The organism is Paenibacillus sp. FSL H8-0034 (assembly GCF_038000305.1).
Classification (GTDB): domain Bacteria; phylum Bacillota; class Bacilli; order Paenibacillales; family NBRC-103111; genus Paenibacillus_S.
This window is the reverse complement of sequence record NZ_JBBOBS010000001.1, coordinates 290,576-305,144: the sequence shown is the minus strand read 5'-3', so window position 1 is coordinate 305,144 and position 14,569 is coordinate 290,576. Positions and strand designations below refer to the sequence as shown.

The 14,569-nt window shown below is 45.2% G+C and carries 14 protein-coding genes and 1 tRNA gene; 3 read left to right on the top strand and 12 right to left on the bottom strand.

The features are described from left to right. Nucleotides 1-95: 95 nt before the first annotated feature. On the bottom strand, nt 96-2,699 hold the full coding sequence (locus tag NST47_RS01370; RefSeq protein ID WP_341153607.1) for an Ig-like domain-containing protein: 2,604 nt from the start codon (nt 2,697-2,699) through the stop codon (nt 96-98). A 308-nt stretch (nt 2,700-3,007) separates the two neighbouring features. Between NST47_RS01370 and NST47_RS01365 the strand changes: the two genes are divergently transcribed. Further along, a complete protein-coding gene (locus tag NST47_RS01365) occupies nt 3,008-6,277 on the top strand; it encodes a DEAD/DEAH box helicase (RefSeq protein ID WP_341153606.1) in 3,270 nt (1,089 codons plus the stop codon). A 98-nt stretch (nt 6,278-6,375) separates the two neighbouring features. Here the strand turns inward: NST47_RS01365 and rpsR are convergent, their stop codons facing one another. From rpsR to rpsF, 3 genes are read right to left on the bottom strand one after another with little or no spacing between them, the layout of a single operon-like run. Continuing rightward, nucleotides 6,376-6,663, bottom strand: a complete 288-nt coding sequence (gene rpsR / locus NST47_RS01360; protein ID WP_076237573.1) for a 30S ribosomal protein S18 — start codon at nt 6,661-6,663, stop codon at nt 6,376-6,378. A gap of 23 nt (nt 6,664-6,686) precedes the next feature. Then, nucleotides 6,687-7,160, bottom strand: coding sequence for a single-stranded DNA-binding protein (ssb, locus tag NST47_RS01355; RefSeq protein WP_341153605.1), 474 nt, complete (start codon nt 7,158-7,160; stop codon nt 6,687-6,689). 42 nt (nt 7,161-7,202) lie between these two features. Continuing rightward, nucleotides 7,203-7,487 (bottom strand): 30S ribosomal protein S6, encoded by a 285-nt coding sequence (rpsF, locus tag NST47_RS01350; RefSeq protein WP_076237575.1) that lies wholly within the window; start codon nt 7,485-7,487, stop codon nt 7,203-7,205. Between the two features lie 250 nt (nt 7,488-7,737). Here rpsF and NST47_RS01345 point away from each other — a divergent pair, with 250 nt between their 5' ends. After that, nucleotides 7,738-7,920 carry a YjzC family protein gene (locus NST47_RS01345; RefSeq protein ID WP_341153604.1) on the top strand — a complete coding sequence of 61 codons (183 nt, stop codon included), beginning with the start codon at nt 7,738-7,740 and terminating at the stop codon, nt 7,918-7,920. An 879-nt stretch (nt 7,921-8,799) separates the two neighbouring features. Here NST47_RS01345 and NST47_RS01340 read toward each other — a convergent pair. The 4 genes from NST47_RS01340 to NST47_RS01325 form a co-directional block, all read right to left on the bottom strand. Next, nucleotides 8,800-8,890 (bottom strand) — tRNA-Ser (locus tag NST47_RS01340). 85 nt (nt 8,891-8,975) lie between these two features. Beyond that, on the bottom strand, nt 8,976-9,197 hold the full coding sequence (locus NST47_RS01335; RefSeq protein WP_341153603.1) for a DUF951 domain-containing protein: 222 nt from the start codon (nt 9,195-9,197) through the stop codon (nt 8,976-8,978). A gap of 1 nt (nt 9,198) precedes the next feature. Beyond that, nucleotides 9,199-10,092, bottom strand: a complete 894-nt coding sequence (locus tag NST47_RS01330) for a mechanosensitive ion channel family protein (RefSeq protein WP_341153602.1) — start codon at nt 10,090-10,092, stop codon at nt 9,199-9,201. Between the two features lie 13 nt (nt 10,093-10,105). Continuing rightward, on the bottom strand, nt 10,106-10,342 hold the full coding sequence (locus NST47_RS01325; protein ID WP_076237580.1) for a DUF3343 domain-containing protein: 237 nt from the start codon (nt 10,340-10,342) through the stop codon (nt 10,106-10,108). Between the two features lie 103 nt (nt 10,343-10,445). On the opposite strand from NST47_RS01325, the gene yyaC reads away from it, so the two are divergent. Next, the gene (gene yyaC / locus NST47_RS01320) at nt 10,446-11,063 is read left to right on the top strand and encodes a spore protease YyaC (RefSeq protein ID WP_341153601.1); all 618 of its coding nucleotides are present in this window, start codon (nt 10,446-10,448) and stop codon (nt 11,061-11,063) included. On the opposite strand, the gene NST47_RS01315 is transcribed toward yyaC, so the two are convergent. The 4 genes from NST47_RS01315 to NST47_RS01300 all read right to left on the bottom strand — a co-directional run bounded on the left by NST47_RS01315 (nt 11,035) and on the right by NST47_RS01300 (nt 14,541). After that, on the bottom strand, nt 11,035-11,529 hold the full coding sequence (locus NST47_RS01315; protein WP_341153600.1) for a DUF4446 family protein: 495 nt from the start codon (nt 11,527-11,529) through the stop codon (nt 11,035-11,037). The two genes, yyaC and NST47_RS01315, sit on opposite strands and share 29 nt — an antisense overlap. A gap of 29 nt (nt 11,530-11,558) precedes the next feature. Further along, on the bottom strand, nt 11,559-12,716 hold the full coding sequence (locus NST47_RS01310; protein ID WP_341153599.1) for an aminotransferase class V-fold PLP-dependent enzyme: 1,158 nt from the start codon (nt 12,714-12,716) through the stop codon (nt 11,559-11,561). Nucleotides 12,717-12,932: 216 nt separating this feature from the next. Further along, nucleotides 12,933-13,787 (bottom strand): ParB/RepB/Spo0J family partition protein, encoded by an 855-nt coding sequence (locus NST47_RS01305; protein WP_076237584.1) that lies wholly within the window; start codon nt 13,785-13,787, stop codon nt 12,933-12,935. Next, on the bottom strand, nt 13,780-14,541 hold the full coding sequence (locus tag NST47_RS01300; RefSeq protein WP_076237585.1) for a ParA family protein: 762 nt from the start codon (nt 14,539-14,541) through the stop codon (nt 13,780-13,782). Before NST47_RS01300 ends, NST47_RS01305 begins: the two co-directional genes overlap by 8 nt. Nucleotides 14,542-14,569 lie beyond the last annotated feature (28 nt).

Sequence of the window (14,569 nt, the reverse complement as noted above, 5' to 3'; positions counted from 1 at the left end):
GTATCCCAAATGCCATGCTGCAAATGTTTGATCATATATACCAAGAAAAAGCACAGTCAGCGCGAGGCTGACTGTGCTTTCGGTGCCTGTCTCTATTATTTAACAGTGACCTGCACGTACCATCTGATATTGGAGAACGTAACCGTTACTCTCGTTTTCCCTTTGCCGGTCGCTTTAATAACGCCGTCCTTTACATCGGCTATCATACTATTCGCTGATGTCCACATTGCAGGGATCGTAACATCTTCATCTGAGCCATCCGAGTAAGTTCCTGTTGCCGTAATCTGAACCTCTTGGCCCTGTGTAAGATCTACCTTCACGACGTCAGTCTTCAAATATTTGAGCGTGTTCACATCGATAGGCAAACCGATAGATTTACCACCGAAGGTACCTGTCACGATCGCTTTACCGGAGCCAACAGCCGTAATCGTTCCTGCAGTCACATCGGCCACTTTATACGCCGAAGTTTTCCATGTAGCCGCGGAAGTCACATCTCTTGTGCTTCCATCAGACAACGTTGCGGTCAGCTTAACGGGAACCGACAGACCTGTCTTCATCGAAATGAATCGTTGATCGACTTCCAGCTTTTGCACAACACCGATTTCCACACTAATGGTAACACTTTTGCCACCATAACTCGCTGTAATCGTAGCTTTACCTCTGGTAATCGGAGTGATAGTTCCCTTGGACACCTGCACAATTTGTGCATTGCTCGTTTTCCATTCAGCCTCGGCTTCTACATTTTTGGTTACATTTAATGGATCTGTTGCTGTTAACACGATTTGCTTGATCTCACCCAGATCAAATACCAAATAGGTGCTGCTTGCGGTCAAGTCATCAGCCGTATCCACACTTACCGTAATACTAACTGTCTTGTTATCCAGGGTTGCTGTAATCGTAGACTGCCCCGAACCCACAGCTGTCACTTTCCCAGCCTCGACGGTTACAGCCTTCAGGTTGGAGCTTGTCCATACTGCCTCAGAACCGGCATCCTCTTTGATCGTGCCGTCCTTGTACTTCGCTATTACTGCTATATTGTTAATATCGCCCTTTTTCAAAACCAGCTCCGTTTTTTCTGTTGTCAGGCTTTCCAGTACGCCTACAGTTACCTGAATCGACACGGTTCTTGTTCCATATTTGGCCGTAACCACGGAGGAGCCTGTTGCAAGACCCGTAATAAGACCGCCCGAAACACCAACAACGTCAGGAGCGCTTGATTTCCATTCTGCTGAGCTGGTAACCGTATCTTTTCTGGTTGCATCATTGGCATAGGACGCTTCCAAAGTGATTTGTTCATAGCTGCCCACCGCTAAATTTAACGTTTTCTTATTCGCCGTTACAAAGCTCGGGATATCCACCAATACTTTAACCTGAATGGTTTTTCCTCCGTAAGTAGCTGTAACCAGCGCCTCACCCGATTTATAGGCTGTAATTTTACCTTTTATTACATCGATCGCCGCGCTGTTGTCTACGGTCCATTCAGCACGGTCTGTGACATCCTCTCTGGGCGCGGTGGAATCTGCATACGTAGCATACAGAATAATCTGGGAGTTTTCCCCTGATTTTAACGAGATCGTTTCTTCATCCACTTCCAGTCGGCGCGGTACATCAACATAGATGGTCCTTGTAATTTGCTTTTCACCATACTTGGCTGTAATCGTAACTTCACCAATCTCATTGGCTGTAAGCTTGCCTTTTAACGCATAAACAATACTGTCATCACTGGAGGACCATTCTGCACGATCCGTAATATTCTCTGTATTTCCATTGGCATAGGTTGCATTCAGCGTAAGCTGCAAGGTCCCATTTTTCTTCATCAAATGCGTTTGCTCAACGAAATCCAGTTTAATAGCATTATCGACATCTACTTTAACCGTAGTGCTTTTGGTTCCATATGTTGCCTTTAACGTAGCTTGACCCGGACCATATCCGGTAATCGTGCCTTTAAGCACATCAGCAACCGTGGACTTATCTGTTTCCCACTCTGCCTTTTCTGCAACATCCTCTGTCGTTCCATCAGGATATGTCGCTATCAGCTTGATCTTCTCTGTACCCTTCAGCAGCAACGATACCTGGGACTGATCGGCATCAATACGTTGAACGATTTCTACATTGACGGGCAAGCTTAAACTTAAACTATTATATTTAGCCGTAATCGTAGCTTTACCTGAGCTGAGACCCTTCACCTCTCCATTGGTAACGGTAGCGATGGAGTTGTTGTCACTGCTCCAGTCGGCTTTATTGGTCACGTCGGCCGACGTTCCATCATCATAATAGGCTGTAATCAATATGTTATCCGACTGATTCAAACGTAAATTAATCAACTGTTTATCTTTGGTTAATGATTTCACTTTTTTAGTTACAGTTACATTAATAATAACGGTTTTGCCCATGTAAGTAGCTGTTACCGTAGCGGTGCCTTCCTTCTTCGCTGATATGGCGCCAGCATATACGGTTGCCACATCCGTTGACCCGGAATTCCAATCTGTCTTGACCGTTACATTCTCAGTAGTACCACTTGTAAACACCGCTGTTGCTGTTATATTCGACGTACTTCCTACCTCTAGAGTTACCTCATTCTTGCTCACTACTAAACTTGCAATGTCGTCTGCCGCCAACACACGGGCTCCGTTCAAATTGCCTGCTGCCACAATCAGCACGAGTAACAAGGATAACACTCTAGCCATTCTAACCATCATAAATAATTTACCTCCATTAATATAAATCTTCTTTCTTCAGGTACACCTATACTTGATCCTACTATCGACATTGGCATCAGGGCATTGATTTTCATGCAAATTACATGACTTCTAAGTTTTATCGGAATTTTGTCGATTAAAATGAATACCTGACTGTCGATTCTTTCCTGAATCCAACCCGACTAGCTGCAATTATTCACAAAATGGGGATAACGGGCCTTTGTTTTTTTTGTGATCGATTCTGTTATCATAGGATGTAGCACTATTCTTATATCGAGCCTGTACACGAAGAAAGAAGGATTTCTGTCATGAGCTTTCAACTGACCCAACGGGTTATTAAATTGTTATGCGGTCGTTTTGCCTACGAAGATGGGGAGGCCTACTATCAGGACCATAAAGTAAAGCTGATCGATCAGAATACCGAGGAGCGAATCTATGAAGCAGAGGTTCAAGGTACCCGCCTCTATCAAGTCAGGGTCCAGATTGATTTGCACGGTGATGTTGATGCCGAGTGCACCTGTCCTTTATTTCCCCAGCATCCTTACTGCAAACATGTTGCCGCCTTGCTGCTGCACATACATGATAGCCAACATACAGACCGATCACCCGTTCGTTCCGGCATATCCTCACTTAGAGCCTCCGGGGTTCCAGCCACGGATCTTCGTCTTATGGACGAAATGCTTGATCTTTTCAGCGAGAAACCGCGGCGTCCGGCCAGTTCACGGTCTCTCATGCATACACGACTGAAGCTCGATATGGAAATCATTTGTCGTCCTTTCCCTTACAGCTACCGCAAGTATATGCTCAGTATTGAGTTGAAAATAGGACCAAAGCGACTCTACATCGTACAAAAAATAAGAGAGTTTCTCGACCATTTCGACAAGCGGGAAGCTTATGTGTTCTCTAAGCATTTTATTTATGATCCGCTGCTGCACAGCATTCAGGAGCAGCAAGCTGCCATTCTTCATCAGCTAATCGTGATCTATCATAATGAAAAAATGTTCCGTGAGACGTTGAACGGCTATTCGATGCATACCGGCAGCTCAAGTGGTGAACGGATGCTGCTGATTCCCCCGCTCTCCTGGGATTCTCTCTACCCTCTGCTTGCCGCGGCACCTGGTGTACAGCTCCATCAGGGTAACCGCGTCTTTGAAGGTGTTCATCTATCGGACGAGCCCATTCCGCTCCAATTCGAGTTCGATCAGGCACAGACAGAGGGCTTCCAGCTGGACATTCGAGGGATGGAGGGTTTGACCGTCATGGAAGCCTATGGTCTGGTCTTGTCCGAAGGAAAGCTGTTAAAGCTGCAGCCAGATTCCATCAAGCGGCTTTCAGAATTGAAGCACATACTGGCCGATTCTCGTAACCGCCACATTCAGATTCCACAGGAGCGTATGGAAGCTTTTATGGAAAAGGTCATCCCGAGTCTGATGAAGCTGGGCAGCGTCAACATCGCTCATGCTATTTCCGAACGTATTGTACATCTGTCTCTACAAGCCAAGCTGTATTTAGACCGGGTCAAATCAAGACTGCTGGCCGGGTTGGAATTTCAATATGGAGATATTGTCATTAACCCTCTGGAGGCAAATGGCCCCGTGCGCGGTTCGGACCGGATTCTGATGCGGGACGGCGAGCAGGAACGACGCATTCTGGAGCTCATGGAGCAGTCCCCTTTTGCCAAAACTGATGCCGGGTATTTTATGGATGACGAAGATTCGGAATATGAGTTTTTGTATCATACCGTCCCTGAGCTTGAAAAGCTTCTTGATGTATACGCGACCTCTGCCGTAAAGGCAAGGCTGCACAACGGTCCTGTAGCTCCCAAGGTAACCGTGGATATGAATGAACGGACAGATTGGCTCCAATTCCGCTTTGAGATGGAAGGAATCCCTGAATCGGATATTCGCAAGCTGTTACAGGCCCTTGAGGAGAAGCATAAGTATTACCGGCTGCCGAATGGTTCCCTGCTTCCGCTCGAAAGCGCGGAGTTTCAGGAAATCATCCGCTTTATGAATGAGATCGGCATCCAGAAAGCCGATTTGTCGGGACCGGACATACGGCTGCCTGTGCTCCGCGGCATGCATTTGTTGGACTCGCCCAGACAAGGCAATGCTATTAAGCTCGGCAAAGCATTCCGTCGGCTGCTGGAAAATATGCGTAACCCGGATCACCTGGATTTCCCTGTGCCCGACAGCCTGTCTTCTGTTCTGCGGGATTACCAGCATTATGGGTATCAATGGTTACGGACGTTGGCCCACTACCATTTTGGCGGCATCCTGGCTGACGATATGGGACTCGGAAAGACGCTGCAAAGCATCGCATTTATTCTATCCATGCTTCCGGAGATTCGTAGTCGACAGCAGCCTGCGATCATCGTCTCCCCTGCCTCGCTGATTTATAACTGGCACAATGAGCTTAAGAAATTCGCACCCGAGCTGCGTGCTGTCATTGTGGACGGCAGCAAGGAAGAACGCAGCAATCAACTAAAGGCTACACCCAAGTCTCAGGTCGATATCATCATTACCTCCTACCCATTATTGCGTCGGGACCTCGAGCTGTATGTCCAGCTTTCATTTCATACGCTGATTTTGGATGAAGCGCAGGTTTTCAAGAACCATACCACACAAACGGCAAAGGCAGTCAAAGCAATTCAGGCCGTATACCGGTTTGCGCTTACGGGAACACCTGTGGAGAACAGACTGGAGGAATTATGGTCGATCTTCGACGCTGTATTTCCCGAGCTGTTCCCAAGCCGCAAAGCATTTAATGAATTACCGAGAGAAGCTGTCGCGAGGCGGGTGCGCCCTTTCCTGCTGCGCCGCTTAAAGACAGACGTACTTAAAGAGCTGCCTGATAAGATCGAATCGCTGCAAGCCTCCGAGCTATTACCGGAGCAGAAGAAGCTGTATGTCGCCTATTTGGCCAAGCTGCAGCAGGAAACCGTGAAGCATTTGAACGAGCAGGGCTTTCAGAAAAACCGGATCAAAATTCTTGCCGGCTTGACTCGACTTCGCCAGCTATGCTGCCACCCTGCGCTATTTGTCGAGGGCTATGCCGGAAGCTCTGCCAAATTCGAGCAGCTTATGGAAATCATTGAGGAATGCCGGAGTGCGGGAAAACGAATGCTCGTCTTTTCCCAATTTACCGAAATGCTTGGTCTGATCCGACGGGAGCTCGGCTATCAAGGAGTGCCTCATTTCTACCTCGACGGCAGCACAGCTGCATCTGAGCGCGTAGCACTGTGCAATCGATTTAACGAGGGCGAACGCGATCTGTTTCTCATTTCGTTAAAAGCAGGCGGTACCGGTCTGAATCTGACTGGAGCCGATACGGTAATCCTTTACGATCTGTGGTGGAACCCCGCTGTGGAGCAGCAGGCAGCCGACAGGGCACATCGAATTGGGCAGAAGAATGTTGTACAGGTGATTCGTCTCGTCACCCAGGGCACCGTCGAGGATAAAATGTATGAGCTGCAGCAGCAGAAAAAGAATCTGATCGACGAAGTCATCCAGCCTGGTCAAGAGGCTTTATCTACGTTAACCGAGCAGGAGCTTCGCGAGATTCTGATGATACCATAAAGATGAGCTTGGCTTTGACAATTGACAATATGTAAAAACACAAAAGCTGCCTCCGAGTCATTACGACTTGGAGACAGCTCTTTTTGGGAAATCGTTGCCTATTCCGTTGTGTATGGCAGCAATGCGATTTGACGCGAGCGTTTGATCGCAATTGTCAATGCACGTTGGTATTTAGCAGAAGTACCTGTTACACGGCGTGGAAGAATCTTACCACGTTCGCTAACAAATTTCTTCAGAGTTTCGATATCCTTATAGTCAATGTGAGTAATTTTATTCACAGTGAAGTAACATACTTTACGACGTTTTCCGCCTTTGCCACCCTTACGGCCGCCAAATTTGCGTTCGCCACGTTCTTCGCTATTGTTATCTCTTCTTTGAAAACCCATTCGTTTATTCAGTCCTTTCTACGTCAAAATGGCAAATCATCATCGGAAATATCAATCGGTTTTCCGTCATCCTGAAATGGATCTTGATTGTTGTCGCGCGGTCCAGCAGTACGCTGTTGACCATAGCCTTGATCTTGACGGCCGCCCATTCCTTCTTCACGATTTCCTCCACCACTATTGGAAGATTCCAGGAAACGCACATTATCAGCAACGACTTCCGTCACGTATACGCGGCGACCTTCGTTATTGTCATAGTTACGCACCTGCATTCTGCCTTCTACTGCGGCAAGTCTACCTTTACGCAGATAGTTGGCACATGTTTCAGCAAGCTGACGCCATGTCACAACAGGGATAAAGTCTGCTTCCCGTTCCTTCTGTTGGTTCGCATAAGGACGATCCACAGCTAGTGTAAACGTAGTTACAGCTACTCCCGCAGGAGTATAACGTAATTCAGGGTCTTTAGTAAGCCTTCCGATCAGAATCACACGATTTAGCAATCTAAACCCTCCCAGCATGTCAATTACAGCATTTCGTACTGTTTACGCTACATCTTGTGTGATCAGGAAACGAATGATTTCATCAGAAATCTTCATTACACGATCAAGCTCGGTCAATACCGTATTGTTAGCGTTGAACTTAACTAACACATAATGGCCATCACGATGCTTGTTGATCTCATACGCAAGACGGCGCTTACCCATTACATCATGCTTCGTAATTTCTCCACCGTTGTTGATGATGTTTTGAAACTTTTCAACCGTAGCCTGAACAGCTTCTTGTTCGATATCCGGACGAATGATATACATAATCTCATATTTGCGCATGGTTTCACCTCCTTTTGGACTAAACGGCTCCACAGATCGACAAGGGTCAATCGGAGCAAGGAGCGAGCAATTAAATAGTATTCAAAACTCGCACTGTAATACTATATCAAAACGTGAGGACAATAACAAGTGCAAGTTCAAATGCTTCTTCTTAATGTCCCCAAAAGGGATAGTTGGCAATATTTATCGTCATGACTTGAATCCATGCTGGGCACTCTATCTATATACTTCGTAAGGAGGTCTAACAACGATGGGCGAATGGCGTCAATTCAATCCAGGTGATACAGCTCCCAATGATGGGAAGTACATCGAGGTCGGAGAAAATGATTTTCACATGGGCATCAATGATCCCCAAATTATTACCTTGGCGAAAGGCGAGGCTTTCCCGCAAACCTCCAACCATAACCGCAAGTGGATACGTAGAAAAGCGTAGGTCAAGCCCTCTACACCCGTACACACGGCTTTAAAGGGGGTGTAGAGGCCCATAACAACATTAAAGGAGCATCCTTATGAGATACACATACACCCTGCTCTTGACAGCTATAGGAGCCGCATTGTGCTTGATGCATATGATTGGCCATGATTCGGACCCTGTTTATATGATTTTTTACAGTCTCAGCGTGCCCGCCTGGATTTACTCTTTGTTTACCTACACCAGAGTTAGCATGACTCTTCTCTATACTACGACTATTTTATCGTGGACTCTTATTGGCTACGTGATTGATCGTTTGTCATGGAGAAAAAGGGTAAGGCATTAGCTCCGCCGGTTTTTTATCTTGTTGAGAAGGATAATCGTTCTCATTTACTTATTTTTTATAACAAGCTTTACTTAAGTAAGTAAGTGTTATATACTTAACAATATGAAAAACCAAATAGGCAGGAGGCTACACAAATGGGTAAATGTGCATGTGGTAACACTCAAAACACGGCAGGCAACTGCGACGGATCTCACGCTAAGAAAGACAGCAAATAATCAATAGCAGCCTTCAAAGGCTGCAGCACAAAAACGACCACAGATCATAAAGATCTGTGGTCGTTTTTGTGCTGCAGCTCATTTTTCATCATTGTGGATTCATTTTGTGGATATGTGAATAGGTAGCTGGATTCCCTGTTTCGCCAGGTTGTCCACATGTGCATAATGTTCCTCACTATGTTATCCCCATTGTTGACAACTTCAGATGATTGCATAGATATTCACAATGGGACAACAAAAAAAGCCACACACGACCTGAATCGTAATTGGCTTTTCTTATAATGCTTATGTACCTTACCGTACGTATATGAACCGCATGCAGCGGATCTTAAACGAAAATGGCGGAAAGAGTGGGAGTCGAACCCACGCACGCCTTGCGACGCCTAACTGATTTCGAGTCAGCCCCCTTGGACCACTTGGGTACCTTTCCATGAAAATCGGACAATTGCTATTGTATCACAGCCAAGAGATACTTTGCAACCCCCTGGCTGGATTTTTTTATTGGTGCTTTGGATCTAATCCTCGCCTTCATGGGAAGCCGCCTCCGGGTTGGAGCGCAGCACCTTTTTCAGCTTGCTTTCAAATTTGGCACGAGGCACGAGTACGCTGTGCTTACAGCCTACGCATTTGATACGGATGTCCATGCCCAAACGGATGACCTCCATCTCGTTAGTCCCACAGGGATGCGGCTTCTTCATCTGCACAATATCCCCTAATTGATACTGCTTTCTTTCCATGCTATTCCCCCCTTGAGCTAGCCACTTCCAGACGATATTTGTCCAGCGCCTTCTTCACCTCTGCGTTAAGCTCGCGTGATATTTGCAGCTGGCTATTAGGCTTGCATTCGACCGTTGTTCGAATAATGATCTCTGAAGCGCTTAACATTTGTACGCCCAGTACCTCTGGCTCCTTGACCATATTCACGTTATTTTCGTAATTTTTCATAACGGTATCTTTCAACACCTGCATCGCATTGTCTATATTCATATCAGCCGGGATCGACACATCCACGACGGCAATCGAGTTATTGACCGAAAAATTAGTTACCTGCGTAATCGTACCATTCGGAATAATATGAACCTCACCCGTCCAGCTTTTAACCCTGGTAATCCTGAGACCAATCTCTTCTACCGTGCCCTTGTAAGTACCGGTTTGAATAACATCCCCTACAGCAAATTGATCTTCAAAAATAATAAAAAATCCGGTTATAACGTCCTTCACCAAGCTCTGTGCCCCAAATCCGATAGCTAAGCCCACTACTCCGGCACCGGCCAATAAAGGCTCCAAACGAATCCCAAATTGATTCAGAACCATCAAGATCATAATAAAGTTGACGACATATGAAGTAATGTTGCCCAGCAGCTTGCCAATCGTTTTGGTACGTCTACGATCCAGATTCAAAGGATTGCGTTCCCGTTCCACCATTACATGCTCTAGAGCCGTGTTGGCCAGCTTAATAATGATTCTTGCACCTATTAATATAAAGGCTACCTTTACAAGTATGAGGATAAATCCTGTCCATACCGCAGGATCAGCAATGTATTGGAACAATTGATCGCCAAGCTTCTCCCAGGATGAGATTACCGAAGCTGCGCTCTCTCCTGTCAGGTATGATATGTGCCATTGCTTCATCTGTCAAACCACCTTATACCTCAACATAATAGTCTTCTTTTTTCATATAAATACCACGGATCTCTACATTTTCTTCGCTCACTATTTGCTTCACTTGGTCCAGGTCGTCCTCAGGGAACTCCAATGACAATGCACAGCCTGCCGTAATCTGTTTGGGAGTCGGACACATATCGTTTTCAATGTCAGCATATTCTAGCAGCATCTCGGCACGCAGCGCCTGCTGTGTGGAGTCAAATGCCATCAGCAGCATGTGGATTCCTCCCCCATTATTTATGGAGTTACGTATAAATTACCATCACTATCCGTATACTAATAAAAATATCATTCTTTCATAAAGATACGGAGGTTATAAGATGACATTGCCTTTTCGTAGAGAGATTGCAAGCCCTCAAATGATTGAAAATATTAAGGTATTACATTCAGACATCAACACGATTGACACACTCGCAGAAAGACTTTATTCGATCTTGGGACAAATCCCCAGCCATCAGCCCATCCTCATTATTTGTGTAGGTACAGACCGTTCTACAGGCGATTCGTTGGGACCTCTGGTCGGCTCATACCTGGAAAAGCAAAGCTTGCACGGCGTCCACCTCTATGGGACACTTGACCAACCCGTACACGCTGTAAATTTAAAGGATACACTCGAGTCCATCCAGCAGCTCCACCACAACCCCTTTATTATAGCCATTGATGCTTGTTTAGGACAGCTGGCAAGTGTAGGCTGCATCCAAATCGGCAACGGCCCTGTCAAGCCTGGTGCAGGCGTTAATAAGGATCTTCCACCAGTTGGCAATATGCACATAACAGGCATTGTGAATGTCGGCGGATTTATGGAATATTTTGTACTGCAAAACACAAGACTTAGCCTGGTCGTCAATATGGCCGAGGTTATTGCACAATCGTTTCAGGTCGCGCTCAGCAGTCTCAATCGGTTTACAGCTACTTCTTTTGCCCAGATCGAAGGATAGCTTCCTTTTCCTCCGGTGAAAGCATGTATTTGGAAGTTCCACGCTCCAGCGGCTTGGCAAATACATAGGTTTCATCCCGATTGTGAATACCTGATATGACCACACCGTCCTGCTCATCATCCACTAATGCAATAGAAAAGCTCTGGTCGCTGCCGCTCTCTGCAAAAGCATTGAAGCGGTAGACGCCCAAATTTGATTTCATTTTTTTCATTTGTCCAACGATAGCATCCATTTGCTGCTGTACATTGTCTGTCTCCTGCTTTAACACCGCATTGTTTTGTTGAATTTCAATTAATGTCTCCTCGACGTTCAGCGTTCCGCTGCCATTCAGCATACTCAGATACATTTTGCGAAGCTTGTTTAACTTGCTCCATAATATAATAACCACAATCAAAAATACAAGAATAAGGACGGAGCATGCCAACAGAAGCAGTCTCACATCTAATAATTGTACCAGATTTTCCATGTTAATTCCCCCTGCAAGTCTGTCTAGCTTTATGATTTCATATGCTTGGCAATTTCCTTGACGGCTGCAACCAGTCGATCCACTTCTTCATCCGTTGTAAAATAACCGATACTTGCCCGTACCGCACCACGTTCAAGAGTTCCTGCAACTTCGTGAGCAAGCGGTGTGCAGTGATAACCGGCACGAACCGCAATATTAAAGGTTTGATCGAGAATAAAAGCAACTTCCGAGGAATCCGTTTGATGAATAGTAAAAGAAACGATTCCGGTTTTATTTTGCCCAAGATCCGGACCTAATAGCTGTACCCCTTCAATCTCCATTAATGATGCCATGAGCTGCTGCGTTTGAGCCCATTCTTTGTCATGTATTTGTGCTACTGTTTCTTTCAGCACGAATTTCACACCTTCGCCTAACCCCGCAATACCGACTGTGTTCTGAGTACCCGACTCATATCGATCCGGACGTACGTTCGGCTGCTCAATCATTTCTGACTGACTGCCTGTACCTCCAAACAGCAGCGGCTCCAGCTCGAGCTCCGGTTCTATGTATAATCCGCCAGTCCCTTGTGGTCCCAACAAGCTCTTGTGTCCGGGAAAAGCCAGCATGTGTATGCCCATCTTCCCAACATCGATATCAAGGGTTCCAGCCGACTGCGCCGCATCAACCAACAATTTAATCCCCTTTCCTCTGCATAGCTCACCTAATTCCGCTACAGGCAGGATATTGCCAAGTAAATTTGAACTGTGACTGCATACCATAAGGGAAGTCCGATTCGTAATCGCTTCTTTCACTTTATCAAGGCTAAGCTCGCCTTTGGAATTGGTTTGCACATAAGTAATCTGCACACCACGTGTTCTTTTCACATATTCAAGCGGTCTGCGAACCGAATTATGCTCTACCGAGGTACATATCACATGATCTCCCTCTTTTAGGAAGCCAAGAATTGCCTGATTTAGTGCCATCGTGGTGTTTAAAGCAAACGAAATATCATTCGGATTTTTGATTTTAAATAGCTTAGCCAGCTGCTTACGAGTTTCAAATAAAATCCGGCTTGCTTTAACAGCCATTTGATGACTGCCTCTCCCCGGATTGGCTGCAGCATGCAGCATACATTCCTGCATCGCCAGCAATACTTCTGGCGGTTTAGGCCAGGATGAAGCGGCATGATCGAAATAAGCAACGTTCAACCGAAACACTCTCCTTTTACAAAAAGTAGCATACCTATTTTGCCCAAGCGAGATGGCAATAATCAGGTATGCTACCTATGTTATCATGATTGATTTCACACTGAACCATTTCTAAAGGTTGTTCAAAAAGTCCCCTTTTGATCACGAAGTCACACAGGAAGCTTACTCAGTTCATGGCACTAAACATCAACAATATAATCCTGGCGTCAGGAATAATTAAGAGATCTTCCCTTGCAGGATCTCTAACAGCCTGTTCAAATCATCCTTAGAGTAATACAGCAATTCGATCTTGCCTTTATTATTGTTATGCTTAATTTTTACCGTTGTACTATATAATTCTCTTAAGTTTTCTTCCAACTCATTGATATAAGGATCACTTTTTTTCGACTTGGATTTGGCTTTTGCTGTTTCCGGTTTATCCTCAAGTCGTTTCACTTCTTCTTCCAGCTCACGAACGCTCCACTGCTCTTTAATTGATTTTTCAGCTAAAGCACGAATCAGCTTCGCATCCTTCAAACCAATAATGGCTTTTGCATGACCCATCGAAAGTGTTCCACGTGAAACATACTGTTTTACCTCATCAGGCAATTGCAGCAGTCTCAAAAAATTCGCAATATGCGATCTGCTTTTCCCAACCTTAACGGATAGCTCTTCTTGAGTCAAAGAAAACTGATCAATTAAAGCTTGATAGGCGATAGCGATCTCCAAAGCATTCAAGTCTTCTCTTTGCAGGTTTTCAATCAGAGCAATTTCCATCACTTGTTGATCCGTAAACTTCTTTATTACAGCAGATACCGTAGCTAACCCGCATACTTGAGAGGCTCTGAAGCGACGTTCGCCTGCAATAATTTCATAGCCTTTCAGAACACTTCTTACAATAATCGGTTGAATAATTCCGTGCTCCTTAATAGAAGCAGCCAGCTCATTGATCGATTCATCATTAAAATTTCTACGAGGCTGATAAGGACTCGGTCTGAGCTGTGATAATGGAATTTCCATTACCTTATCATCATCATTAATACTAAGCGCAGGTAGAAGTGCATCTAATCCTTTTCCAAGACGTTTACTCAAAACTGATCACTTCCTTCGCAAGTTCCATATACACTTCAGCACCTTTAGAACGAGGATCATAGGTTATTATCGACTGACCGTGGCTCGGCGCCTCACTCAGCCTGACATTACGTGGAATAATGGTTTTATATACTTTTTGTTGGAAATATTTCTTAACCTCTTCAATCACCTGCATACCCAAATTGGTTCTGGCGTCAAACATTGTCAACAATACGCCTTCGATCTGCAGCGTTGTGTTCAAATGCTTTTGCACTAAACGAACCGTATTCAACAGCTGACTTAATCCCTCCAACGCATAATACTCGCATTGAATGGGAATAATAACCGAATCGGCAGCAGTCAAAGAATTAACGGTAAGAATGCCAAGTGACGGCGGGCAATCGATCAATATATAATCAAATAAATGCTTAACCAGCTGCAAAGACTTTTTCAATCTCACTTCACGGGAGATCGTAGGAACTAATTCAATCTCAGCACCTGCCAGTTGAATCGTAGCCGGAATGATTTTCAAATTCGGTATGTTCGTATCGACCATAACATCTTTAGGGTGAATATCGTTGATAATCATATCATAGATACAATAAACAACATCGGCTTTATTAATACCGATACCACTTGTCGTGTTTCCTTGTGGATCAATATCGACGAGCAGTACCCGTTTGCCTAATGCTGCCAGTGAGGCACCCAAATTTACCGATGTAGTCGTTTTACCAACCCCACCCTTTTGATTTGTAATTGCAATAATCTTAGCCAAAATCTGTTCACCTCAGTATCTAAATGAA